This window comes from Pseudomonas entomophila, from assembly GCF_013523125.1.
Lineage (GTDB): Bacteria > Pseudomonadota > Gammaproteobacteria > Pseudomonadales > Pseudomonadaceae > Aquipseudomonas > Aquipseudomonas entomophila_B.
On the sequence record NZ_JAAMQJ010000019.1, the window covers coordinates 48,193 to 69,487 of the forward strand.

Annotated in this window: 33 protein-coding genes; 1 reads left to right on the forward strand and 32 read right to left on the reverse strand. The window is 59.4% G+C overall.

The window, feature by feature from the left end; translation table 11 throughout:
* Window positions 1-103: 103 nt before the first annotated feature.
* The 3 genes from G7007_RS11970 to G7007_RS11980 all read right to left on the reverse strand — a co-directional run bounded on the left by G7007_RS11970 (window position 104) and on the right by G7007_RS11980 (window position 2,637).
* Window positions 104-457: a hypothetical protein gene (locus G7007_RS11970; protein ID WP_181102021.1), complete on the reverse strand. Its 354-nt coding sequence runs from the start codon at window positions 455-457 to the stop codon at window positions 104-106.
* A 215-nt stretch (window positions 458-672) separates the two neighbouring features.
* A complete protein-coding gene (locus G7007_RS11975; RefSeq protein WP_181102023.1) occupies window positions 673-1,233 on the reverse strand; it encodes a single-stranded DNA-binding protein in 561 nt (186 codons plus the stop codon).
* A 9-nt stretch (window positions 1,234-1,242) separates the two neighbouring features.
* Entirely contained in the window at window positions 1,243-2,637 is a 1,395-nt protein-coding gene (locus tag G7007_RS11980; RefSeq protein WP_181102025.1) for an MFS transporter, read from the reverse strand.
* 129 nt (window positions 2,638-2,766) lie between these two features.
* Between G7007_RS11980 and uvrA the strand changes: the two genes are divergently transcribed.
* Window positions 2,767-5,601: an excinuclease ABC subunit UvrA gene (gene uvrA / locus G7007_RS11985; RefSeq protein WP_181102027.1), complete on the forward strand. Its 2,835-nt coding sequence runs from the start codon at window positions 2,767-2,769 to the stop codon at window positions 5,599-5,601.
* 90 nt (window positions 5,602-5,691) lie between these two features.
* Here uvrA and bfr read toward each other — a convergent pair whose 3' ends face one another.
* The 29 genes from bfr to rplC all read right to left on the reverse strand — a co-directional run bounded on the left by bfr (window position 5,692) and on the right by rplC (window position 21,223).
* Window positions 5,692-6,156 carry a bacterioferritin gene (gene bfr, locus G7007_RS11990; protein ID WP_181102029.1) on the reverse strand — a complete coding sequence of 155 codons (465 nt, stop codon included), beginning with the start codon at window positions 6,154-6,156 and terminating at the stop codon, window positions 5,692-5,694.
* Window positions 6,157-6,316: 160 nt separating this feature from the next.
* Entirely contained in the window at window positions 6,317-7,759 is a 1,443-nt protein-coding gene (locus tag G7007_RS11995) for a catalase (RefSeq protein ID WP_181102031.1), read from the reverse strand.
* Between the two features lie 170 nt (window positions 7,760-7,929).
* Window positions 7,930-8,316, reverse strand: coding sequence for a 50S ribosomal protein L17 (gene rplQ, locus G7007_RS12000; protein ID WP_060392322.1), 387 nt, complete (start codon window positions 8,314-8,316; stop codon window positions 7,930-7,932).
* Window positions 8,317-8,358: 42 nt separating this feature from the next.
* Entirely contained in the window at window positions 8,359-9,360 is a 1,002-nt protein-coding gene (locus tag G7007_RS12005) for a DNA-directed RNA polymerase subunit alpha (protein WP_003255452.1), read from the reverse strand.
* Window positions 9,361-9,382: 22 nt separating this feature from the next.
* Complete coding sequence (rpsD, locus tag G7007_RS12010) at window positions 9,383-10,003, reverse strand: 30S ribosomal protein S4 (protein WP_060392321.1); 621 nt, start codon at window positions 10,001-10,003, stop codon at window positions 9,383-9,385.
* Between the two features lie 15 nt (window positions 10,004-10,018).
* Complete coding sequence (rpsK, locus tag G7007_RS12015; protein ID WP_060392320.1) at window positions 10,019-10,408, reverse strand: 30S ribosomal protein S11; 390 nt, start codon at window positions 10,406-10,408, stop codon at window positions 10,019-10,021.
* A gap of 18 nt (window positions 10,409-10,426) precedes the next feature.
* The gene (gene rpsM, locus G7007_RS12020; RefSeq protein ID WP_003255457.1) at window positions 10,427-10,783 is read right to left on the reverse strand and encodes a 30S ribosomal protein S13; all 357 of its coding nucleotides are present in this window, start codon (window positions 10,781-10,783) and stop codon (window positions 10,427-10,429) included.
* A 132-nt stretch (window positions 10,784-10,915) separates the two neighbouring features.
* A complete protein-coding gene (gene rpmJ / locus G7007_RS12025) occupies window positions 10,916-11,032 on the reverse strand; it encodes a 50S ribosomal protein L36 (protein WP_002555468.1) in 117 nt (38 codons plus the stop codon).
* Window positions 11,033-11,060: 28 nt separating this feature from the next.
* The gene (gene secY / locus G7007_RS12030) at window positions 11,061-12,392 is read right to left on the reverse strand and encodes a preprotein translocase subunit SecY (RefSeq protein ID WP_144937367.1); all 1,332 of its coding nucleotides are present in this window, start codon (window positions 12,390-12,392) and stop codon (window positions 11,061-11,063) included.
* On the reverse strand, window positions 12,393-12,827 hold the full coding sequence (rplO, locus tag G7007_RS12035; RefSeq protein ID WP_181102033.1) for a 50S ribosomal protein L15: 435 nt from the start codon (window positions 12,825-12,827) through the stop codon (window positions 12,393-12,395).
* 3 nt (window positions 12,828-12,830) lie between these two features.
* The gene (gene rpmD, locus G7007_RS12040; protein ID WP_009397493.1) at window positions 12,831-13,007 is read right to left on the reverse strand and encodes a 50S ribosomal protein L30; all 177 of its coding nucleotides are present in this window, start codon (window positions 13,005-13,007) and stop codon (window positions 12,831-12,833) included.
* A gap of 2 nt (window positions 13,008-13,009) precedes the next feature.
* On the reverse strand, window positions 13,010-13,510 hold the full coding sequence (gene rpsE, locus G7007_RS12045) for a 30S ribosomal protein S5 (protein ID WP_060392317.1): 501 nt from the start codon (window positions 13,508-13,510) through the stop codon (window positions 13,010-13,012).
* A gap of 3 nt (window positions 13,511-13,513) precedes the next feature.
* Window positions 13,514-13,864: a 50S ribosomal protein L18 gene (gene rplR / locus G7007_RS12050; protein WP_008089801.1), complete on the reverse strand. Its 351-nt coding sequence runs from the start codon at window positions 13,862-13,864 to the stop codon at window positions 13,514-13,516.
* A gap of 10 nt (window positions 13,865-13,874) precedes the next feature.
* Entirely contained in the window at window positions 13,875-14,408 is a 534-nt protein-coding gene (rplF, locus tag G7007_RS12055) for a 50S ribosomal protein L6 (RefSeq protein WP_060392316.1), read from the reverse strand.
* A 12-nt stretch (window positions 14,409-14,420) separates the two neighbouring features.
* A complete protein-coding gene (gene rpsH, locus G7007_RS12060) occupies window positions 14,421-14,813 on the reverse strand; it encodes a 30S ribosomal protein S8 (RefSeq protein ID WP_060392315.1) in 393 nt (130 codons plus the stop codon).
* A gap of 205 nt (window positions 14,814-15,018) precedes the next feature.
* The gene (gene rpsN / locus G7007_RS12065) at window positions 15,019-15,324 is read right to left on the reverse strand and encodes a 30S ribosomal protein S14 (protein ID WP_060392314.1); all 306 of its coding nucleotides are present in this window, start codon (window positions 15,322-15,324) and stop codon (window positions 15,019-15,021) included.
* A gap of 13 nt (window positions 15,325-15,337) precedes the next feature.
* Window positions 15,338-15,877: a 50S ribosomal protein L5 gene (rplE, locus tag G7007_RS12070; protein ID WP_181102036.1), complete on the reverse strand. Its 540-nt coding sequence runs from the start codon at window positions 15,875-15,877 to the stop codon at window positions 15,338-15,340.
* 20 nt (window positions 15,878-15,897) lie between these two features.
* Window positions 15,898-16,212, reverse strand: a complete 315-nt coding sequence (gene rplX, locus G7007_RS12075; protein WP_060392312.1) for a 50S ribosomal protein L24 — start codon at window positions 16,210-16,212, stop codon at window positions 15,898-15,900.
* A gap of 11 nt (window positions 16,213-16,223) precedes the next feature.
* Entirely contained in the window at window positions 16,224-16,592 is a 369-nt protein-coding gene (rplN, locus tag G7007_RS12080) for a 50S ribosomal protein L14 (RefSeq protein WP_008089810.1), read from the reverse strand.
* 23 nt (window positions 16,593-16,615) lie between these two features.
* A complete protein-coding gene (gene rpsQ, locus G7007_RS12085) occupies window positions 16,616-16,882 on the reverse strand; it encodes a 30S ribosomal protein S17 (RefSeq protein WP_023534981.1) in 267 nt (88 codons plus the stop codon).
* 2 nt (window positions 16,883-16,884) lie between these two features.
* Window positions 16,885-17,076: a 50S ribosomal protein L29 gene (rpmC, locus tag G7007_RS12090; protein ID WP_002555481.1), complete on the reverse strand. Its 192-nt coding sequence runs from the start codon at window positions 17,074-17,076 to the stop codon at window positions 16,885-16,887.
* Entirely contained in the window at window positions 17,076-17,489 is a 414-nt protein-coding gene (gene rplP, locus G7007_RS12095) for a 50S ribosomal protein L16 (protein ID WP_009397508.1), read from the reverse strand. The genes rpmC and rplP overlap by 1 nt, the downstream gene beginning before the upstream one ends.
* Window positions 17,490-17,501: 12 nt before the next feature.
* Window positions 17,502-18,188 (reverse strand): 30S ribosomal protein S3, encoded by a 687-nt coding sequence (gene rpsC, locus G7007_RS12100; RefSeq protein ID WP_060392311.1) that lies wholly within the window; start codon window positions 18,186-18,188, stop codon window positions 17,502-17,504.
* Between the two features lie 13 nt (window positions 18,189-18,201).
* The gene (gene rplV, locus G7007_RS12105; RefSeq protein ID WP_003304070.1) at window positions 18,202-18,534 is read right to left on the reverse strand and encodes a 50S ribosomal protein L22; all 333 of its coding nucleotides are present in this window, start codon (window positions 18,532-18,534) and stop codon (window positions 18,202-18,204) included.
* A gap of 11 nt (window positions 18,535-18,545) precedes the next feature.
* Entirely contained in the window at window positions 18,546-18,821 is a 276-nt protein-coding gene (gene rpsS / locus G7007_RS12110) for a 30S ribosomal protein S19 (RefSeq protein ID WP_010486981.1), read from the reverse strand.
* A 16-nt stretch (window positions 18,822-18,837) separates the two neighbouring features.
* Window positions 18,838-19,662 carry a 50S ribosomal protein L2 gene (gene rplB / locus G7007_RS12115; RefSeq protein WP_181102038.1) on the reverse strand — a complete coding sequence of 275 codons (825 nt, stop codon included), beginning with the start codon at window positions 19,660-19,662 and terminating at the stop codon, window positions 18,838-18,840.
* A 14-nt stretch (window positions 19,663-19,676) separates the two neighbouring features.
* The gene (gene rplW, locus G7007_RS12120; protein ID WP_010220306.1) at window positions 19,677-19,976 is read right to left on the reverse strand and encodes a 50S ribosomal protein L23; all 300 of its coding nucleotides are present in this window, start codon (window positions 19,974-19,976) and stop codon (window positions 19,677-19,679) included.
* Entirely contained in the window at window positions 19,973-20,575 is a 603-nt protein-coding gene (gene rplD / locus G7007_RS12125; RefSeq protein ID WP_181102040.1) for a 50S ribosomal protein L4, read from the reverse strand. Before rplD ends, rplW begins: the two co-directional genes overlap by 4 nt.
* A gap of 12 nt (window positions 20,576-20,587) precedes the next feature.
* On the reverse strand, window positions 20,588-21,223 hold the full coding sequence (gene rplC / locus G7007_RS12130; RefSeq protein ID WP_060392308.1) for a 50S ribosomal protein L3: 636 nt from the start codon (window positions 21,221-21,223) through the stop codon (window positions 20,588-20,590).
* Window positions 21,224-21,295 lie beyond the last annotated feature (72 nt).

A 21,295-nucleotide genomic window follows, 5' to 3' on the forward strand; every position in this document is an offset into this window, starting at 1 on the left:
TCTTCATCCGCGGTTATGACGAAATAGTCGCCCCCCACGTACCGAATTTGCATCTCGCCCATAGGCAGCTGCCCTTCTGGAGCGGTAAGTGTGTACACCGACGTCAAAAATCTATGGGCCCCACGGCTTTATGGGCGTACAGATGACAACCCAAGGTGAATAGCGCACCGTCTGCGATAAAGAGGGGCCCTGCATACAGGCGTACATACCCGAGCCAAAAGAGACCGGTGGAGCGGGAATAGCGGCCCGCTGATGGATCGAAGGCCAGGACAAGCAGGATCAATAAGGCGATAGCAGCACCTGTTGCAATCAGGATTCCGCCCACGTAGGCATCACTTTTTCTACAACCGCCAAGATAGAGCGCATAAAGTTCGCAAAATCTTGGAATACGGTGTTTGCCTACCACTGCATCCAGCTTGACTTCTATTCGGTCGAAGGCTTCATTTTTCGATTGCATGATCCACTCCCTTGAAAGTCTGGATGCTAAGCAATTGCCGCAGCAAGTGGGGGGCTCAAGCGCACATTCAGAAGCCACCTACAGTGAAAAAAGAAGTTTCTTCAGACGACTTCATGTCTTCGCCAGAGTGTTTTCGCGCTTCCTCACAGCAGGCATAAAAAACCCGGAGCAAAGGCCCCGGGTTTTTGGTCTGGCGCGATGCCTGACGGCTGGACTCAGAACGGAATGTCGTCGTCGAAGCTGTCGAAATCGGCCGCCGGCTGCTGCTGAGGCGCCGGTTGCTGCTGCGGACGCTGTGGCGCCTGCTGCGGGCGCTGGGCCTGCTGGCGTGGCGGGGCCTGGTTGTACTCGTTGCCACCCTGGTTCTGGTTCTGGCTCTGGTTGTAGTTGCCGCCACCCTGGTTGTAGTTGCCACCACCGTCCTGGTTCTGCTGACGGCCGCCCAGCAGCTGCATGCTGCCCTGCATGTCGACGATGATTTCGGTGGTGTAGCGCTTGATGCCGTCCTTTTCCCACTCGCGGGTCTGCAGCTTGCCCTCGATGTACACCTGAGAACCCTTGCGCAGGTATTCGCCAGCGATCTCGGCCAGACGGCCGAACAGGGAAACGCGGTGCCACTCGGTGCGCTCGACCTTCTGACCGGACTGCTTGTCGGTCCACTGCTCACTGGTCGCCAGGCTCAGGTTGGTCACGGCGTTACCGTTGGGCAGATAGCGGACTTCGGGATCCTGGCCGCAGGTACCGACCAGAATGACTTTGTTAACCCCACGGGCCATAACGTTCTCCTAGGCTTCACGCGCGGTCGAGGTCGGGTCTACCAGACGCTCGAGGGTCGCGCGATCCAAAATTTTCGTATCCAGTTTGATGTAGATGGCAGCTTCTTCCTCTACCACTACGGCATCGGTCACTCCCGGCACGGCCATCAGGCGCGTGGTCAATCCGGCCTCGCTCACTGCGCCAGGCGACAACGGTAGGCGCAGGCTGGTCACGTAGGGCGGCTCGTTCATGCCCAGCGTCGCGAGCAGCCAAATTAGGCAAAGCCCCGCGCAGCCGAGGAACACCGCCCCCAGGCCACCGTGCTGGAACAGCCAGCCACCGAGGATGCCCCCCAGGGCGGCGCCGAGGAACTGACTGGTGGAATACACCCCCATGGCCGTGCCCTTGCCGCCCGCAGGCGATACCTTGCTGACCAACGAAGGCAGCGATGCCTCCAGCAGGTTGAAGGCCGTGAAGAATACCACGGTGCCCGTCACCAGTCCGCGCAAGTTGTCAGCCCACTGCCAGAAGAACAGCTCCACCAGCAGCAGGACACTGACCGCGCCGAGCAGCACACGCTTCATCTTGCGCTTTTTTTCGCCGTAGATGATGAACGGGATCATTGCAAAAAATGAGACCAGCAAGGCCGTCAGGTACACCCACCAGTGCTGCTCCTTGGGCAGCCCGCCGCGCTCGACGTAGGCCAGGGGCAGGACGACGAAGCTGGCCATGAGGATGGCGTGCAGGATGAAGATGCTCAGGTCCAGGCGCAGCAGGTCCCGGTTGCGCAAGGTCGGCCCCAGGGCCTGCCGGGCCACGCCGGACTCACGGTGTTGCAGCACGCTGTGGCCGGCCGGCACCACGAAGGCGATCAGGCCGATGCCGACCACCGCCAGCGCCGCCGTGGCCAGGAACAGGCCGGACAATCCGAACGCGCGGGTCAGCAACGGACCTACGACCATCGCCACGGCGAACGACAGACCGATGCTCATGCCGATCATGGCCATGGCCTTGGTCCGGTGCTGTTCGCGGGTCAGGTCCGACAGCAGGGCCATGACCGCCGCCGAGATGGCGCCCGCCCCCTGCAGGACGCGGCCGGCGACGATGCCCCAGATGGAATCGGCCTGGGCCGCCAGCAGGCTGCCGAGAATGAACAGCACCAGGCCAGCGTAGATGACCGGACGACGACCGATCCGGTCGGACACCATCCCGAAGGGGATCTGCAGCACCGCCTGGGTCAATCCGTAGGCGCCGATGGCCAGGCCGATCAGCGCCGGCGTCGCGCCTGCCAGGTCCATGCCATAGGTGGCCAGGACCGGCAGCACCATGAACATGCCCAGCATGCGGAAGGCGAAGACCAGGGCCAGGCCGCTGGCGGCGCGGGTTTCGCTGCCGCTCATGCGATCATGGGGAGCGTCGTGCATGGAGTAACCTCATATGAACCGGCAGGAATTCTATCAGTCCGACAGCTTGACGGCATCTGCGCGACGCTTTGCCGCGTGATGGCCGTGCGCCGTATACTTCGTCGTTTATGCCCGCCAAGCGAGGCCGCAGTGGACAAGATCCTGATTCGTGGGGCACGCACCCACAACCTGAAGAACATCGACCTGACCCTGCCGCGCGACAAGCTGATCGTGATCACCGGTCTGTCCGGTTCCGGCAAGTCTTCCCTGGCGTTCGACACGCTCTACGCCGAGGGTCAGCGACGCTACGTGGAATCGCTGTCGGCCTATGCCCGGCAGTTCCTGTCGATGATGGAAAAGCCCGATGTGGACACCATCGAAGGGCTGTCGCCGGCAATCTCCATCGAGCAGAAATCCACCTCCCACAACCCCCGCTCCACCGTCGGCACCATCACCGAGATCTATGATTACCTGCGCCTGCTCTATGCCCGCGTAGGGACGCCGCGCTGTCCCGACCATGATATCCCGCTGGAAGCGCAAACGGTCAGCCAGATGGTCGACCTGGTGCTCGAACAGCCGGAAGGTCGTCGGCTCATGCTGCTGGCGCCGGTGATCCGCGAGCGCAAGGGCGAGCACCTGGCCGTGTTCGACGAACTGCGCGCGCAGGGCTTCGTGCGCGCCCGGATCAACGGCAAGCTGTACGAGATGGACGAGCTGCCCAAGCTCGACAAGCAGAAGAAGCACAGCATCGATGTGGTCGTGGACCGTTTCAAGGTGCGCGAGGACCTGCAGCAGCGTCTGGCCGAATCCTTCGAGACCGCGCTCAAGCTGGCCGACGGCATCGCCCTGGTCGCACCCATGGACGATGAGGCCGGAGAAGAGACCATCTTTTCCGCGCGCTTCGCCTGCCCGATCTGTGGCCATGCCATCAGTGAGCTGGAACCCAAGCTGTTCTCCTTCAACAACCCGGCCGGGGCCTGCCCGACCTGCGACGGCCTGGGGGTCAAGCAGTTCTTCGACACCAAGCGCCTGATCAACAACGAACTGACCCTGGCCGAAGGCGCGATCCGCGGTTGGGACCGGCGCAACGTGTACTACTTCCAGATGCTCGGCTCGCTGGCCGGGCACTACCGCTTCAGCATCGACAAGCCCTTCGGGCAACTGTCGGCCGACCACCAGAAGGTCATCCTGCACGGCAGCGGCAAGCAGAACGTCGACTTCAAGTACCTGAATGACCGTGGCGACATCGTCAAGCGTTCGCACCCGTTCGAGGGCATCATCCCGAACCTGGAGCGCCGCTATCGCGAGACCGAGTCGACCTCCGTGCGTGAGGAGCTGGCCAAGTACCTGGGCACCCAGCCCTGCCCTGATTGCCGGGGTACGCGCTTGCGTCGCGAAGCACGTCATGTCTGGGTAGGCGAGAAAACCCTGCCGGCCGTCACCAGCCTGCCGATCGGTGATGCGAGCGCTTACTTCGGCGACCTGACCTTGACCGGGCGCCGGGGCGAGATCGCTTCGAAGATCCTCAAGGAGATCTGCGAGCGCCTGCAGTTCCTGGTCAACGTCGGGCTCGACTACCTGACCCTGGACCGCAGCGCCGATACCCTGTCCGGCGGCGAAGCGCAGCGTATCCGCCTGGCCAGCCAGATCGGCGCCGGCCTGGTGGGGGTGATGTACATCCTCGACGAGCCCTCCATCGGTCTGCACCAGCGTGACAATGATCGCCTGCTGGCGACGCTCAATCACCTGCGCGACCTGGGCAACACCGTGATTGTGGTCGAACACGACGAGGACGCCATTCGTCTGGCTGACTACGTGGTCGACATCGGCCCCGGCGCCGGCGTGCACGGGGGCAGCATCGTCGCCGAAGGCACGCCTCAGCAGGTCATGGAGCACCCTGACTCGCTGACCGGCCAGTACCTGTCCGGCCGCAAGAAGATCGTCGTGCCTGGCAAGCGTACGCCGCGCAACAAGAAGCTGTCGCTCAAGCTCAAGGGCGCGCGCGGCAACAACCTGCAGAACGTCGACCTGGAAGTGCCGATCGGGCTGCTGACCTGCGTGACCGGCGTGTCCGGTTCGGGCAAGTCGACGCTGATCAACAACACCCTGTTCCCCCTGGCCGCGACCGCGCTCAATGGCGCCAGCACGCTGGAGGCCGCACCTCACGCCAGCATGGATGGCCTGCAGCACCTGGACAAGGTCGTCGACATCGACCAGAGCCCGATCGGTCGCACGCCTCGCTCCAACCCGGCCACCTACACAGGGCTGTTCACGCCGATCCGCGAGCTGTTCGCCGGTGTGCCGGAGTCGCGCTCACGGGGCTACGGCCCCGGGCGGTTCTCCTTCAACGTCAAGGGCGGGCGCTGTGAGGCGTGCCAGGGCGACGGGCTGATCAAGGTCGAGATGCACTTCCTGCCCGATATCTACGTGCCGTGCGACGTCTGCAAGAGCAAGCGTTACAACCGCGAGACGCTCGAGATCAAGTACAAGGGCAAGAACATCCACGATGTGCTGGAAATGACCATCGAGGACGCCCGCGGCTTCTTCGACGCGGTGCCCGCGCTGGCGCGCAAGCTGCAGACCCTCATGGACGTGGGCCTGTCCTACATCAAGCTGGGGCAGTCGGCCACGACCCTGTCAGGGGGCGAGGCGCAGCGGGTCAAGCTGTCGCGCGAGCTGTCCAAGCGTGACACGGGCAAGACCCTGTACATCCTCGACGAACCCACGACAGGGCTGCACTTCGCGGACATCCAGCAATTGCTGGACGTACTGCACCGGCTGCGTGACCATGGCAACACGGTGGTGGTCATCGAGCATAACCTGGACGTGATCAAGACTGCCGACTGGCTGGTCGACCTGGGCCCCGAAGGCGGCTCCAAGGGCGGGCAGATCATCGCCAGCGGCACCCCCGAGCAGTTGGCCGAGATGAAGCAGTCCTACACGGGCCACTACCTCAAGCCGCTGCTGGAACGCGATCGCGCCTGAGTGAACGCAAAAGCCGTCGCCCTGTGAGGGAGCGACGGCTTTCGTGTCACGCGTTACCGTGCACCCTGCCCTGGGCGCCCAGTAAAGCGGTTACAGCTGGGATTGCAGGTAGTTCTGCAAGCCGATCGACTTGATCAGCCCTTGCTGCTTCTCCAACCAGTAGGCGTGGTCTTCTTCGGTGTCCGCCAGTTGCACGCGCAGGATGTCGCGGGTGACGTAGTCACGGTGCAGTTCGCACAGCTCGATGCCCTTGCACAGTGCGGCACGCACCTTGTATTCCAGGCGCAGGTCGGAAGCCAGCATCTCCGGCACGGTGGTGCCGATATCCAGATCATCCGGACGCATGCGTGGGGTGCCTTCGAGCATCAGGATTCGGCGCATCAAGGCATCGGCATGTTGCGTCTCTTCTTCCATCTCGTGGTTGATACGTTCGTAGAGCTTGCTCAAGCCCCAGTCTTCGTACATGCGCGAGTGGATGAAGTATTGATCACGTGCCGCCAGTTCGCCCGTCAGCAACGTGTTGAGGTAGTCGATTACGTCCGGGTGACCTTGCATGACCCTGGTGCTCCACAATGACAATGATGCACACAGTGTGAACCAGGTGAGCCCTCAGGTCACTGAAAAAGACGTGATCGCGCGGATTAAATTCTGCAAACAGTAGTGATATGCATTGAAAAACCGCCCGGATGCGGGCGGTTATTCTTATCATTTAGACTCAGTCGAGCGAGACACCCAATGCTCGTGCGACACCTTCTCCGTACGCCGGATCGGCCTGGTAGAAGTACTGCAGCTGACGCTGCACGACATCGAGGCTGACACCCGCCATGGCGCCGGCAATGTTGCTGATCAGCAACGCTCGCTGATCGACTGTCATCAGGCGGAACAGCGCACCGGCATGACTGAAGTAGTCACGGTCTTCACGGTGATCGTGACGGTCCGCACTGCCCGACAGGGCCAGCGCAGGCTCTGCGTGACGCGGCGACTGCTTGGGCGCATCGGCATAGCTGTTGGGCTCGTAGTTCGGCGCCGCGCCACCATTGCTGCCAAAGGCCATGGCGCCGTCACGCTGGTAGCTGTGAACGGGGCTGCGAGGCGCGTTGACGGGCAGCTGCTGGTGGTTGGTGCCAACACGGTAGCGATGTGCGTCGGCATAGGCGAACACACGGCCTTGCAGCATGCGATCCGGCGACAGCCCGACCCCAGGCACCATGTTGCTGGGGCCGAAGGTGGCTTGCTCGACTTCGGCGAAGTAATTCTGCGGGTTGCGGTTGAGCTCCAGGATGCCCACTTCTTGCAACGGATAGTCTTTCTGCGACCAGGTCTTGGTCACATCGAACGGATTCTCTGCGCGGGCCTGGGCCTCAGCCTCGCTCATGGTCTGCACGTAGGCCGTCCAACGTGGATGGTCACCACGCTCGATGGCGTCGAACAGGTCACGCTGCGCGTAGTCCGGCTCGGTGCCCGCCAAACGCGCGGCATCGGCAGGCGACAGGTTCTTGATGCCCTGCTGCGTCTTGAAGTGCCACTTCACCCAGGTGCGCTCACCGGTGCTGTTGATGAGGCTATAGGTGTGGCTGCCGAAGCCGTGCATGTGACGGTAGCCGTCAGGGATGCCGCGGTCGGAAAACAGAATGGTGACCTGGTGCAGGGCCTCGGGTGAGTGCGACCAGAAGTCCCACATCATCTGCGCGCTTTTCAGGTTGGTCTGGGGGTGCCGCTTCTGGGTGTGGATGAAGTCCGGGAACTTCAGAGGATCACGGATGAAGAATACGGGGGTGTTGTTGCCGACGATGTCCCAGTTGCCTTCCTCGGTGTAGAACTTGATGGCAAAACCACGCGGGTCACGTTCGGTGTCGGCAGAGCCGCGCTCACCGCCTACCGTGGAGAAGCGCAGGAAGATCTCGGTGCGCTTGCCGATCTCGGCGAACAGACGCGCGCTGGTCAGCGCAGTGATGTCCTGGGTGACCGTGAAGGTGCCATAGGCGCCTGAGCCCTTGGCGTGCACACGGCGCTCAGGGATGTTTTCCCGATTGAAGTGGGCCAGTTTCTCGAGCAGGTGGAAATCATCGAGCAACAGTGGACCGCGTGGCCCGGCAGAGCGGGAATTCTGGTTATCTGCGACGGGGGCACCGCTGGCGGTGGTAAGAATCTGGCTCATGAAGGCTCCTGCTTGACGGACGGTGCCGGTAATGACGGCTTGGCGTCAGTATCGGCAATCCAGCCTTACAGAACTAATTCATTGACCTTCTAAGATCGATAGCTTTTTGTAATTGCTGTAGACACAAAAAACCGGGCGCGAGGCCCGGTTCCTTGTAACAGACTGACGTCTTATTCAGCGGCTTCTACAGCACCACCGACTGGACGATCAACCAGTTCGACGTACGCCATAGGGGCGTTGTCGCCAGCGCGGAAACCGCACTTCAGGATGCGCAGGTAGCCACCCTGACGGGCAGCGTAACGCTTGCCCAGATCGTTGAACAGCTTGCCTACGGCAGACTTCGAACGGGTACGGTCGAAAGCCAGACGGCGGTTTGCAACGCTGTCTTCCTTGGCCAGTGTGATCAGCGGCTCGGCAACGCGACGCAGCTCCTTGGCTTTCGGCAGGGTAGTCTTGATCAGCTCGTGCTCGAACAGCGACACCGCCATGTTCTGGAACATGGCTTTGCGGTGGGAGCTGGTACGGCTCAGGTGACGTCCACTTTTACGATGACGCATGATTCATTCCTTACCAAACACTGCGTTCGGTGATTACGACGATCAGGCAGTCGCCTTGTCGTCTTTCTTAAGGCTTGCGGGCGGCCAGTTGTCGAGGCGCATGCCGAGAGACAGACCACGAGAGGCCAGGACGTCCTTGATTTCGGTCAGGGACTTCTTGCCGAGGTTCGGAGTTTTCAACAGCTCGACTTCGGTGCGCTGGATCAGGTCACCGATGTAGTAGATGTTCTCCGCCTTCAGGCAGTTGGCCGAACGTACGGTCAGTTCCAGATCGTCGACTGGACGCAGCAGGATCGGGTCGATCTCGTCTTCCTGCTCCACAACGACCGGTTCGCTGTCACCCTTGAGGTCGACGAACGCAGCGAGCTGCTGTTGCAGGATGGTCGCGGCACGACGGATGGCCTCTTCAGGATCCAGGGTGCCGTTGGTCTCAAGATCGATGACCAGCTTGTCCAGGTTGGTGCGCTGTTCGACACGGGCGTTTTCAACCACGTAGGCGATACGACGCACAGGGCTGAACGACGCGTCCAACTGGAGACGACCGATGCTGCGGCTTTCATCCTCGTCGGTCTGACGGGAGTCGGCCGGCTCGTAACCGCGACCACGAGCTACGGTGAGCTTCATGTTCAGGGCGCCGTTGGACGCCAGGTTCGCGATCACGTGATCGGGATTGACGATCTCGACATCGTGATCCAGCTGAATATCGGCAGCGGTAACCACCCCCGAACCCTTTTTCGACAAGGTCAGCGTAACTTCGTCACGACCGTGCAGCTTGATAGCCAGGCCTTTCAGGTTCAACAGGATTTCAATGACGTCTTCCTGTACACCTTCGATCGCGGAGTACTCATGGAGTACGCCATCGATCTCGGCCTCGACTACTGCACAGCCAGGCATGGAGGACAACAGGATGCGGCGCAGCGCGTTGCCCAGGGTATGGCCGAAGCCACGCTCGAGAGGCTCGAGCGTGATCTTGGCGCGGGTTGGACTGACCACCTGCACATCGATGTGGCGGGGTGTCAGGAACTCATTTACCGAAATCTGCATGGATGCACCTATTTTCTAGCCCTTACTTGGAGTAGAGCTCGACAATCAGGTTTTCGTTGATGTCGGCGGACAGGTCGCTGCGAGCAGGCACGTTCTTGAAAACGCCCGACTTCTTGGCAGCATCCACGTCTACCCACTCAACGCGGCCACGCTGGGCGCACAGTTCAAGGGCTTGAACAATGCGCAGCTGGTTCGACGATTTCTCGCGAACGGCGACCACGTCACCCGGACGAACTTGGTAGGATGGAATGTTCACGGTCTTGCCGTTGACGCTGATCGCCTTGTGCGATACCAGCTGACGGGATTCGGCGCGAGTCGAACCGAAGCCCATACGGTAGACGACGTTATCCAGACGGCATTCGAGCAGTTGCAGCAGGTTCTCACCGGTGGCGCCTTTTTTCGAGGCAGCCAGCTTGTAGTAACCGCTGAATTGACGCTCCAGAACACCGTAGATACGACGAACTTTTTGTTTCTCGCGCAGCTGGGTGCCGTAGTCGGACTGACGGCCACGGCGCTGGCCGTGTACACCTGGGGCTGCTTCGATGTTGCACTTCGATTCCAGAGCGCGAACGCCGCTCTTCAGGAACAGGTCAGTGCCTTCACGGCGAGACAGTTTGCATTTTGGACCAATGTAACGTGCCATTTATCTGTCTCCTGATTACACGCGACGCTTCTTCGGCGGACGGCACCCGTTATGCGGGATTGGCGTCACGTCGGTGATGCTGGCGATCTTGTAGCCGCAGCCGTTGAGTGCACGCACAGCGGACTCACGACCCGGACCTGGACCCTTGACGTTGACGTCGAGGTTTTTCAGACCGTATTCCAGCGCAGCTTGACCAGCACGTTCTGCAGCGATCTGCGCGGCGAACGGGGTGGATTTGCGCGAACCACGGAAACCCGAACCACCGGAGGTCGCCCAGGACAATGCGTTGCCCTGACGGTCGGTGATGGTCACGATGGTGTTGTTGAAAGACGCATGGATGTGGGCGATGCCATCAACCACTGTCTTTTTGACTTTCTTACGAGGACGAGCAGCAGGTTTTGCCATGTCTATATTCCCGGGCGGTTACTTGCGGATCGGCTTACGCGGGCCCTTGCGGGTGCGTGCGTTGGTCTTGGTGCGCTGACCGCGAACCGGCAGACCTTTACGATGACGCAGGCCGCGGTAGCAACCCAGGTCCATCAAGCGCTTGATCTTCATGTTGATGTCACGACGCAGGTCACCTTCGGTGGTGAACTTCGCGACTTCGCCACGCAGGGTTTCGATTTGCTCGTCGCTCAGATCCTTGATCTTCGCGGCTGGGTTGACACCAGCGTCTGCACAGATTTTCTGCGCAGTTGTGCGACCGACACCATAGATGTAGGTCAGCGAGATAACAGTGTGCTTGTTATCTGGAATGTTGACGCCTGCAATACGGGCCATTCAGTGGAACTCCAGTTGACAGCTACCTACGCCCCGGAAGCCAAGAAAATGGGGCGCAAGATGATATCGCTGTAGAAACGATTAATCAACCCAGCAGCACACTAGCTGCTGGGTTTGTAACGCGGATCACACTCAGCCTTGGCGCTGCTTGTGACGCGGCTCCGCGCTGCAGATGACTCGCACGACACCTTCGCGGCGAATAATCTTGCAGTTGCGGCACAGCTTTTTCACCGATGCACGAACTTTCATCACCAACTCCTCGAACCTTAGGGGCCGATCAGCGCAGCATGCTGCTGCCACCGTAGCCTTTCAGGTTGGCTTTCTTCATCAGGGATTCGTACTGGTGTGAAACGAGGTGCGATTGTACTTGGGACATGAAGTCCATCACAACCACTACCACGATCAGCAACGAGGTCCCGCCAAGGTAGAACGGAACGTTTGCAGCCACCACCAGGAACTGGGGCAGCAGGCACACGGCCGTCATGTATAGAGCACCGAACATGGTCAGACGGGTCAGAACGCCATCAATGTAGCGCGCCGACTGCTCACCAGGACGGATGCCCGGAATAAAGGCACCGGACTTCTTCAGGTTTTCCGCTACGTCTTTCGGGTTGAACATCAACGCTGTGTAGAAGTAGCAGAAGAAGATGATCCCTGCACTAAACAGCAGAATGTTCAACGGCTGACCAGGAGCGATCGACTGCGAGATGTCCTGCAACCAGCCCATACCTTCGGACTGACCGAACCAGGCACCCAGCGAAGCCGGGAACAGCAGAATGCTGCTGGCGAAAATGGCCGGGATGACCCCAGCCATGTTCACCTTGAGCGGCAAGTGGCTCGTCTGCGCAGCGAAGACCTTGCGGCCCTGCTGACGCTTGGCGTAGTGAACGGCGATACGCCGCTGACCCCGCTCGATAAACACCACGAAACCGATGATCGCTACTGCGAGCAAACCGATGGCGACCAGAGCGAAGATGTTGATATCGCCTGTGCGTGCAGACTCGAAAGACTGCCCGATTGCTCTCGGAAGACCGGCGACGATACCTGCGAAGATCAACATCGAGATACCGTTGCCCACACCGCGCTCGGTGATCTGCTCGCCCAGCCACATCATGAACATCGCGCCGGCCACGAACGTGGCGACCGCGACGAAATGGAAGCCGAGGCTCGTAGAGAACGCCACACCCTGGTTGGCCAGGCCAATGGACATGCCAGTGGCCTGGACCAATGCCAGGATCACGGTGAGGTAGCGGGTGTACTGGCTGATCTTGCGACGGCCAGCTTCACCTTCCTTCTTCAACTGCTCCAGCTGTGGGCTGACTGCGGTCATGAGCTGCATGATGATCGATGCCGAGATGTACGGCATGATCCCCAGTGCAAAGATGCTCATGCGCTCCAGCGCACCACCGGAAAACATGTTGAACAAGCTAAGAATGGTCCCCTCATTCTGTCGGAACAGTTCCGCCAGGCGGTCAGGATTGATCCCGGGCACTGGGATGTGCGCGCCGATCCGGTAGACGATGATCGCCAGGAACAGGAAGCGCAGACGAGCCCAGAGTTCCGACATCCCGCCCTTGCCGAGCGAAGAGAGAGCACCTTGCTTAGCCATTTATTCCTCGAATTTGCCGCCAGCTGCTTCGATAGCCGCACGCGCACCTTTGGTGACGGCGATACCCTTGAGGGTGACTGCACGAGTGACTTCGCCCGACAGCATGATTTTCACACGCTGAACGTTCTGGTTGATCACGTTGGCGTCCTTGAGGGACTGAACGGTGATCAGGTCACCTTCCACCTTGGCCAGCTCGGACAGACGCACTTCGGCGCGGTCCATGGCTTTCAGCGAAACGAAGCCGAACTTCGGCAGGCGACGGTGCAGCGGCTGTTGACCGCCTTCGAAGCCCGGAGCGATGGTGCCACCGGAACGGGAGGTCTGACCTTTGTGGCCGCGGCCACCGGTCTTGCCCAAACCGCTACCGATACCACGGCCCGGACGATGCTTCTCGCGACGGGAACCCGGCGCTGGACTCAGATCATTGAGTTTCATCGATTAACCCTCGACGCGCAGCATGTAGTAAGCCTTGTTGATCATCCCGCGGTTCTCGGGAGTATCCTGGACTTCTACAGTGTGACCGATGCGACGCAGACCCAGACCCTTCACGCACAGCTTGTGATTGGGCAGGCGACCTGCGGTGCTTTTGATCAGCGTTACTTTGACGGTTGCCATGATCAGAAGATCTCCTCGACGGTCTTGCCGCGCTTGGCAGCAATGGATTCAGGAGATTGCATGGCTTTCAGACCCTTGAAGGTGGCATAGACCACGTTCACTGGGTTGGTCGAACCGTAGCACTTGGCCAGAACGTTCTGGACGCCAGCAACTTCCAGGACAGCACGCATTGCGCCGCCGGCGATGATACCGGTACCTTCGGAAGCAGGCTGCATGTACACCTTCGACGCGCCGTGGGCGGACTTGGTGGCGTACTGCAGGGTGGTGCCCTTCAGGTCGACCTGGATCATGTTGCGACGAGCAGCTTCCATGGCTTTTTGGATCGCAGCTGGAACTTCGCGCGATTTGCCACGGCCGAAGCCGACGCGACCTTTGCCATCACCTACCACGGTCAGCGCGGTGAAGGTGAAGATACGGCCGCCTTTGACGGTTTTTGCAACGCGGTTAACTTGAACCAGCTTCTCGATGTAGCCTTCGTCGCGCTTTTGGTCGTTATTTGCCATAACTTAGAACTCCAGCCCGCCTTCACGAGCAGCATCAGCCAGCGCCTTGACGCGGCCGTGGTACTTGAAGCCAGAACGGTCGAAAGCAACTTGAGAAACGCCAGCGGCTTTCGCGCGCTCGGCTACCAGCTTGCCAACCTTAGTGGCCGCATCGATGTTGCCAGTGGCGCCATCACGCAGGTCTTTGTCCAAGGTCGAGGCGCTTGCCAGAACCTTGCTGCCGTCGGCCGAAATGACCTGGGCGTAGATGTGCTGCGAGGAGCGGAACACGCAGAGACGCACGACTTCGAGTTCGTGCATTTTCAGGCGTGCTTTGCGAGCGCGACGCAGTCGAGTAACTTTTTTGTCGGTCATTTGCTAGGCCCTACTTCTTCTTGGCTTCTTTACGACGGACTACTTCGTCCGCGTAACGCACACCCTTGCCTTTGTAAGGCTCTGGCGGACGGAAATCGCGGATTTCAGCGGCCACCTGACCCACCAGCTGCTTGTCGATACCCTTGATCAGGATGTCGGTCTGGCTTGGGGTTTCAGCGGTGATACCTGCTGGCAGTTCGTAATCCACTGGATGCGAGAAGCCCAGAGCCAGGTTCAGGATGTTGCCCTTGGCCTGTGCCTTGTAACCAACACCGACCAGCTGGAGCTTGCGCTCGAAGCCTTGGCTGACGCCTTGGACCATGTTGTTGACCAGCGCACGGGTGGTACCGGCCATGGCACGAGCTTGCTGGTCACCGTTGCGGGCAGCGAAACGTACTTCGCCGCTTTCTTCGGTAACTTCAACAGAGGAGTGAACGTTCAGTTCGAGAGTGCCCTTGGCACCCTTCACCGAAAGCTGCTGGCCGGCGAATTTGACTTCGACGCCGGAGGGCAGCTTAACGGGGTTCTTAGCGACGCGAGACATGCCTATCTCCCCTTAGAACACTGTGCACAGAACTTCGCCGCCGACACCGGCAGCGCGCGCAGCACGATCCGTCATCACACCTTTGTTGGTGGAGACGATGGAGACGCCCAGACCGCCACGTACTTTCGGCAGTTCGGTAACGGCCTTGTACTGACGCAGACCTGGACGGCTAGCGCGCTTCAGCTCTTCGATGACCGGACGGCCTTCGAAATACTTCAGCTCGAGCGACAGGGAGGGCTTGACTTCGCTGGTGACTTGATAGTCGGCGATGTAACCTTCATCTTTGAGAACTTTGGCTACCGCAACCTTCAGAGTCGAAGAAGGCATGCTCACGACGGACTTTTCAGCCATCTGGGCATTACGGATGCGAGTTAGCATGTCCGCTAACGGGTCCTGCATACTCATGGGCTTGATGCTCCTGATACAAGAAATATTAGCCTTGCGGCTATCACAACCACCTGATCGTGCCGGGCGGACACCCAGGCTCAGGCGAGCCGGCAATTCTAGACACAAGCCAGAAACGAAACAAGCCCCAAGAAGGGGCTTGTTTCGCTGTGAGGCCACCGACGGTCGGGAGATCGCGCTCTCGCCGCCGGTAAACCCAACTGACTTACCAGCTGGCCTTGACCAGGCCTGGTACGTCGCCGCGCATGGCAGCTTGGCGCAGCATGTTACGGCCGAGGCCGAACTTGCGGTATACGCCGTGCGGACGACCGGTCAGGCGGCAGCGGTTGCGCAGGCGCGCAGCGCTGGCGTCACGTGGCTGCTTCTGCAGCGCGACAACGGCGGCGAAACGCTCTTCTGGAGAAGCGTTCAGGTCGACGATGGTCGCTTTCAGCTCGGCACGCTTTTTAGCGTACTTGGCTACCGTGAGCTGACGCTTCAGCTCGCGGTTCTTCATGCTCTTCTTGGCCATTTTCCTACTCCAATCAGTTGCGGAACGGGAATTTGAAAGCACGCAGCAGAGCGCGGCCTTCGTCATCCGAACGAGCAGTGGTGGTCAGGGTAATGTCCAGACCGCGCAGAGCATCGATCTTGTCGTAGTCGATTTCCGGGAAGATGATCTGCTCTTTGACGCCCATGCTGTAGTTGCCATGACCGTCGAAGGACTTGGCATTCAGGCCGCGGAAGTCGCGAACCCGAGGCAGGGAGATAGCCAGCAGGCGATCCAGGAATTCGTACATACGATCACTACGCAGAGTGACCTTGACGCCGATCGGCCAACCTTCACGAACCTTGAAACCCGCAATCGACTTGCGAGCGAACGTCACGACTGGCTTCTGGCCAGTGATCTTTTCCAGGTCGGCAACAGCGTGCTCGATGACTTTCTTGTCACCGATCGCTTCGCCCAGGCCCATGTTCAGGGTGATCTTGGTAACGCGAGGGACTTCCATCACGTTCCCCAGCTTAAGTTCTTCCTTAAGCTTGGGAGCGATTTCGTTCCGGTAAATCTCTTTGAGTCGTGCCATTGTCTTCTACCTAGCAGTGTTCAAGCATCAACCGCTTTCTGGGTCGACTTGAAGACACGAATTTTCTTGCCGTCTTCAACCTTGAAGCCAACGCGGTCAGCCTTGTTGGTCTCGCCGTTGAAAATGGCAACGTTGGAAGCGTGCAGAGGCGCTTCTTTCTCGACGATACCGCCCTGAACGCCCGCCATCGGGTTAGGCTTGGTATGACGCTTGACCAGATTCAGGCCACCAACGACCAGACGGTCGTCAGCCAGAACCTTCAGCACCTTACCGCGCTTACCCTTGTCTTTGCCGGCGATCACGATGATCTCGTCGTCACGACGAATCTTTTGCATGTCGGATCTCCTTAGAGCACTTCTGGGGCGAGCGAGACGATCTTCATGAACTTCTCGGTACGAAGCTCACGGGTCACTGGCCCAAAGATGCGAGTGCCGATCGGCTCTTGCTTGGTGTTCAGCAGAACAGCAGCGTTGCCGTCGAAACGAATGATGGAACCGTCAGCGCGACGAACACCGTGACGGGTGCGAACGACAACCGCGGTCATGACCTGGCCTTTCTTGACCTTGCCACGAGGAATCGCTTCCTTGACGGTTACCTTGATGATGTCACCGATGCCGGCGTAACGGCGGTGCGAACCACCGAGTACCTTGATGCACATGACGCGACGAGCGCCGCTGTTATCGGCCACATCGAGCATGGATTGAGTCTGAATCATAAAATTTCTCCGACCCCTAGCCCTTAGACTTCAACAGCGCGTTCGAGGACTTCAACCAGTGCCCAGGACTTGGTCTTGGCCAGCGGACGGGTTTCGGTGATCGAAACCTTGTCGCCGATCTTGCACTGGTTGGTTTCGTCGTGCGCGTGCAGCTTAGTCGAACGCTTAACGTATTTACCGTAGATCGGGTGCTTGACGCGACGCTCGATCAGAACGGTGATGGTCTTGTCCATTTTGTCGCTGACGACACGGCCAGTCAGCGTACGGACGGTTTTTTCAGCTTCAGCCATGATCACTTACCTGCCTGCTGGTTGAGCACAGTTTTCACGCGAGCGATGTCACGCTTAACTTGCGAGAGCAGGTGCGACTGCCCCAACTGGCCAGTTGCTTTCTGCATGCGCAGATTGAACTGGTCGCGCAGCAGGCCGAGCAGTTGCTCGTTCAGCTGCTGTGCCGATTTTTCACGAAGTTCATTCGCTTTCATCACATCACCGTCCGCTTAACAAAGGAGGTGGCGAGAGGCAGCTTTGCAGCGGCCAGAGCGAAAGCTTCGCGCGCCAGCTCTTCAGAAACACCCTCGATCTCGTACAGGACCTTGCCTGGCTGGATCTGGGCAACCCAGTACTCCACGGAACCCTTACCTTTACCCATCCGCACTTCGAGAGGCTTCTTGGTGACCGGCTTGTCCGGGAATACACGGATCCAGATCTTGCCGCCACGCTTGACGTGACGGGTCAGGGCACGACGTGCCGACTCGATCTGGCGAGCGGTGAGACGACCGCGGGCAACAGCTTTCAGGGCGAATTCGCCGAAGCTGACCTTGCTACCGCGCAGTGCCAGACCACGGTTGTGGCCAGTCATCTGCTTGCGGAATTTTGTACGCTTTGGTTGCAACATTTGGCGTACCCCTTACTTAGCAGCTTTTTTACGAGGCGCTGGTGCTTGAGGCTTCAGCTCTTCTTGGCGACCACCAATTACTTCGCCTTTGAAGATCCAAACCTTGACACCGATCACACCGTAGGTGGTGTGAGCTTCGTAGGTGGCATAGTCGATGTCGGCACGCAGGGTGTGCAGGGGCACACGACCTTCGCGATACCATTCAGTACGTGCGATCTCGGCACCGCCGAGACGACCGCTCACCTGGATCTTGATGCCCTTGGCACCAATACGCATGGCGTTCTGTACGGCGCGCTTCATGGCGCGACGGAACATAACGCGGCGCTCCAGCTGCTGAGCTACGCTTTGCGCAACCAGCATGGCGTCGAGTTCCGGCTTGCGGATCTCTTCGATGTTGATGTGCACAGGCACACCCATCTGCTTGGTCAGGTCCTGACGCAGCTTCTCGACATCCTCACCCTTCTTGCCGATAACGATACCGGGACGAGCGGTGTGGATGGTGATGCGTGCGGTTTGCGCCGGACGATGAATATCGATACGGCTTACGGACGCGCTTTTTAGTTTGTCCTGGAGGTACTCACGCGTTTTCAGATCCTTCAACAGGTAATCTGCGTAAGTCGCGCCGTCTGCATACCAGACGGACGTGTGCTCCTTGACGATTCCCAGGCGAATGCCAGTGGGATGTACTTTCTGACCCATCTGATCGACTCCGTTACTTGTCCGCAACCTTGACAGTGATATGGCAAGACCGCTTGACGATGCGATCTGCGCGGCCTTTGGCACGCGGCATGATGCGCTTCAGCGAACGCCCTTCGTTGACGAAGACGGTGGAGACCTTCAGGTCATCAACGTCTGCGCCTTCGTTGTGTTCGGCGTTGGCTACGGCCGACTCGAGGACTTTCTTCATGATTTCAGCGGCTTTCTTGCTGCTGAAGGCCAACAGGTTGAGCGCGTCGCCCACCTTCTTCCCGCGGATCTGGTCGGCGACCAAGCGGGCTTTCTGGGCGGAGATTCGAGCGCCCGACAACTTAGCGGCTACTTCCATTTCCTAACCCCTTAACGCTTGGCTTTCTTGTCAGCCACGTGCCCGCGATAGGTGCGGGTACCGGCGAACTCGCCCAGTTTGTGGCCGACCATGTCTTCGTTCACGAGAACGGGGACGTGCTGACGACCGTTGTGTACCGCGATGGTCAGACCGACCATTTGTGGCAGGATCATGGAACGGCGCGACCAGGTTTTCACCGGCTTGCGATCGTTCTTCTCCACCGCCACTTCGATCTTCTTCAGTAGGTGAAGATCAATAAAAGGACCTTTTTTCAGAGAACGTGGCACTGTCGTATCCCTCTATTTACTTGCGACGACGGACGATCATTTTGTCGGTACGCTTATTACCACGAGTCTTAGCACCCTTGGTCGGGAAGCCCCATGGCGATACCGGATGACGACCACCGGAGGTACGACCTTCACCACCACCATGCGGGTGGTCAACCGGGTTCATGGCAACACCACGAACGGTTGGGCGAACGCCACGCCAGCGCTTGGCACCTGCTTTACCCAGCGAACGCAGGCTGTGCTCGGAGTTCGAGACTTCGCCCAGGGTCGCACGGCACTCAGCCAGTACTTTACGCATTTCACCAGAGCGCAGACGCAGGGTCACGTAGACACCTTCGCGAGCGATCAGCTGAGCCGAAGCACCAGCGGAACGAGCGATCTGTGCACCTTTGCCCGGCTTCAGTTCGATGCCGTGAATGGTGCTACCGACTGGAATGTTACGCAGCTGCAGGGAGTTGCCGGCCTTGATGGGGGCCAGGGCACCTGCGATCAGCTGGTCGCCAGCGCTCACGCCCTTAGGCGCGATGATGTAGCGACGTTCGCCGTCGGCGTAGCACAGCAGAGCGATGTGAGCAGTACGGTTCGGGTCGTATTCGATGCGCTCGACAGTGGCAGGGATGCCATCTTTGTCGTTACGACGGAAGTCGACCAGACGGTAGTTCTGCTTATGGCCGCCACCGATGTGACGCGTGGTGATACGACCATTGTTGTTACGACCACCAGACTTCGATTTTTTCTCGATCAGCGGTGCGTGAGGAGCGCCTTTGTGGAGCCCCTGGTTGACCACCTTGACCACGAAACGGCGGCCAGGGGAAGTCGGTTTGCATTTAACGATTGCCATGATGCACCCCTTCCTTACTCAGCACTGCTGCTGAAATCGAGATCTTGGCCTGGCTGAAGGGATACGATCGCCTTCTTCCAGTCATTGCGCTTGCCCAGACCACGTGCGGTGCGCTTGGTCTTGCCCAGAACGTTGACGGTAGACACGTTCTCGACTTTCACGCCGAACAGGCCTTCGACAGCTTTCTTGATTTCAAGCTTGGTTGCGTCGGTTGCAACCTTGAATACGAACTGGCCTTTCTTCTCAGCCAGAACGGTAGCCTTCTCGGAAACGTGCGGGCCAAGGAGGACTTTGAATACGCGTTCCTGGTTCATCCCAGCAGCTCCTCGAATTTCTTCACGGCCGAGACAGTGATCAACACTTTCTCGTATGCGATCAGACTGACCGGGTCGGAACCCTGGACGTCACGTACATCGACGTGCGGCAGGTTACGAGCAGCCAGGTACAGGTTCTGATCAACAGCGTCGGAGACGATCAATACATCGCTCAGACCCATGCCGCTCAGCTTGTTCAGCAGGTCCTTGGTTTTCGGCGCTTCGACTGCGAAGTCCTGAACCACGACCAGACGGTCGCTACGCACGAGCTCGGAGAGGATGGAGCGCAGGGCTGCGCGGTACATCTTCTTGTTGAGCTTCTGCGAGTGATCCTGAGGACGGGCTGCGAAGGTAACGCCACCGCCACGCCAGATTGGACCACGGGTAGTACCAGCACGCGCGCGGCCAGTACCCTTCTGACGCCATGGGCGCTTACCGCCACCTGCTACGTCGGAACGGGTCTTCTGCTGCTTGGTGCCCTGACGGCCGCCGGCCATGTAGGCCACGACTGCTTGGTGTACCAGCGTCTCGTTGAATTCGCCACCGAAAGTCAGTTCGGAAACTTCGATCGCTTGCGCGTCATTTACATTAAGTTGCATGTCAGCTTCCCCTTAACCGCGAGCCTTGACAGCCGAACGGACAATCACGTCGCCGCCAGTTGCACCAGGAACGGCGCCCTTGACCAGCAGCAGATTGCGTTCTGCGTCTACGCGAACAACTTCCAGGGACTGCACGGTCACGCGCTCAGCGCCCATGTGACCGGACATTTTCTTGCCCTTGAAAACACGACCAGGAGTCTGGCACTGGCCGATGGAGCCCGGAACGCGGTGGGAGACGGAGTTACCGTGGGTGTTATCCTGACCACGGAAATTCCAGCGCTTGATGGTACCGGCAAAGCCTTTACCTTTCGACTGACCGGTGACGTCTACCAGCTGGCCTGCAGCAAAGAGTTCAGCTTTGATCAAGTCGCCAGCCTGGAAATCGCCTTCTTCAAGACGGAACTCCATGACGCTGCGACCAGCGGCAACGTTTGCCTTCGCGAAGTGGCCTGCCTGAGCGGCAGTGACGCGCGAAGCACGGCGCTCGCCAACAGTGACTTGCACTGCGCGATAGCCATCGGTCTCTTCAGTTTTGAACTGGGTGACGCGATTCGGCTCGATCTCGATGACCGTGACCGGAATGGAGACACCTTCTTCGGTGAAAATGCGGGTCATGCCGCACTTACGACCGACTACACCAATAGTCATGTTGTAAACCTCATGAGTGTACGGGGCTTTCACCCGCTATGGCCGCCCATTTCAGAGCGTTACACGACTAGA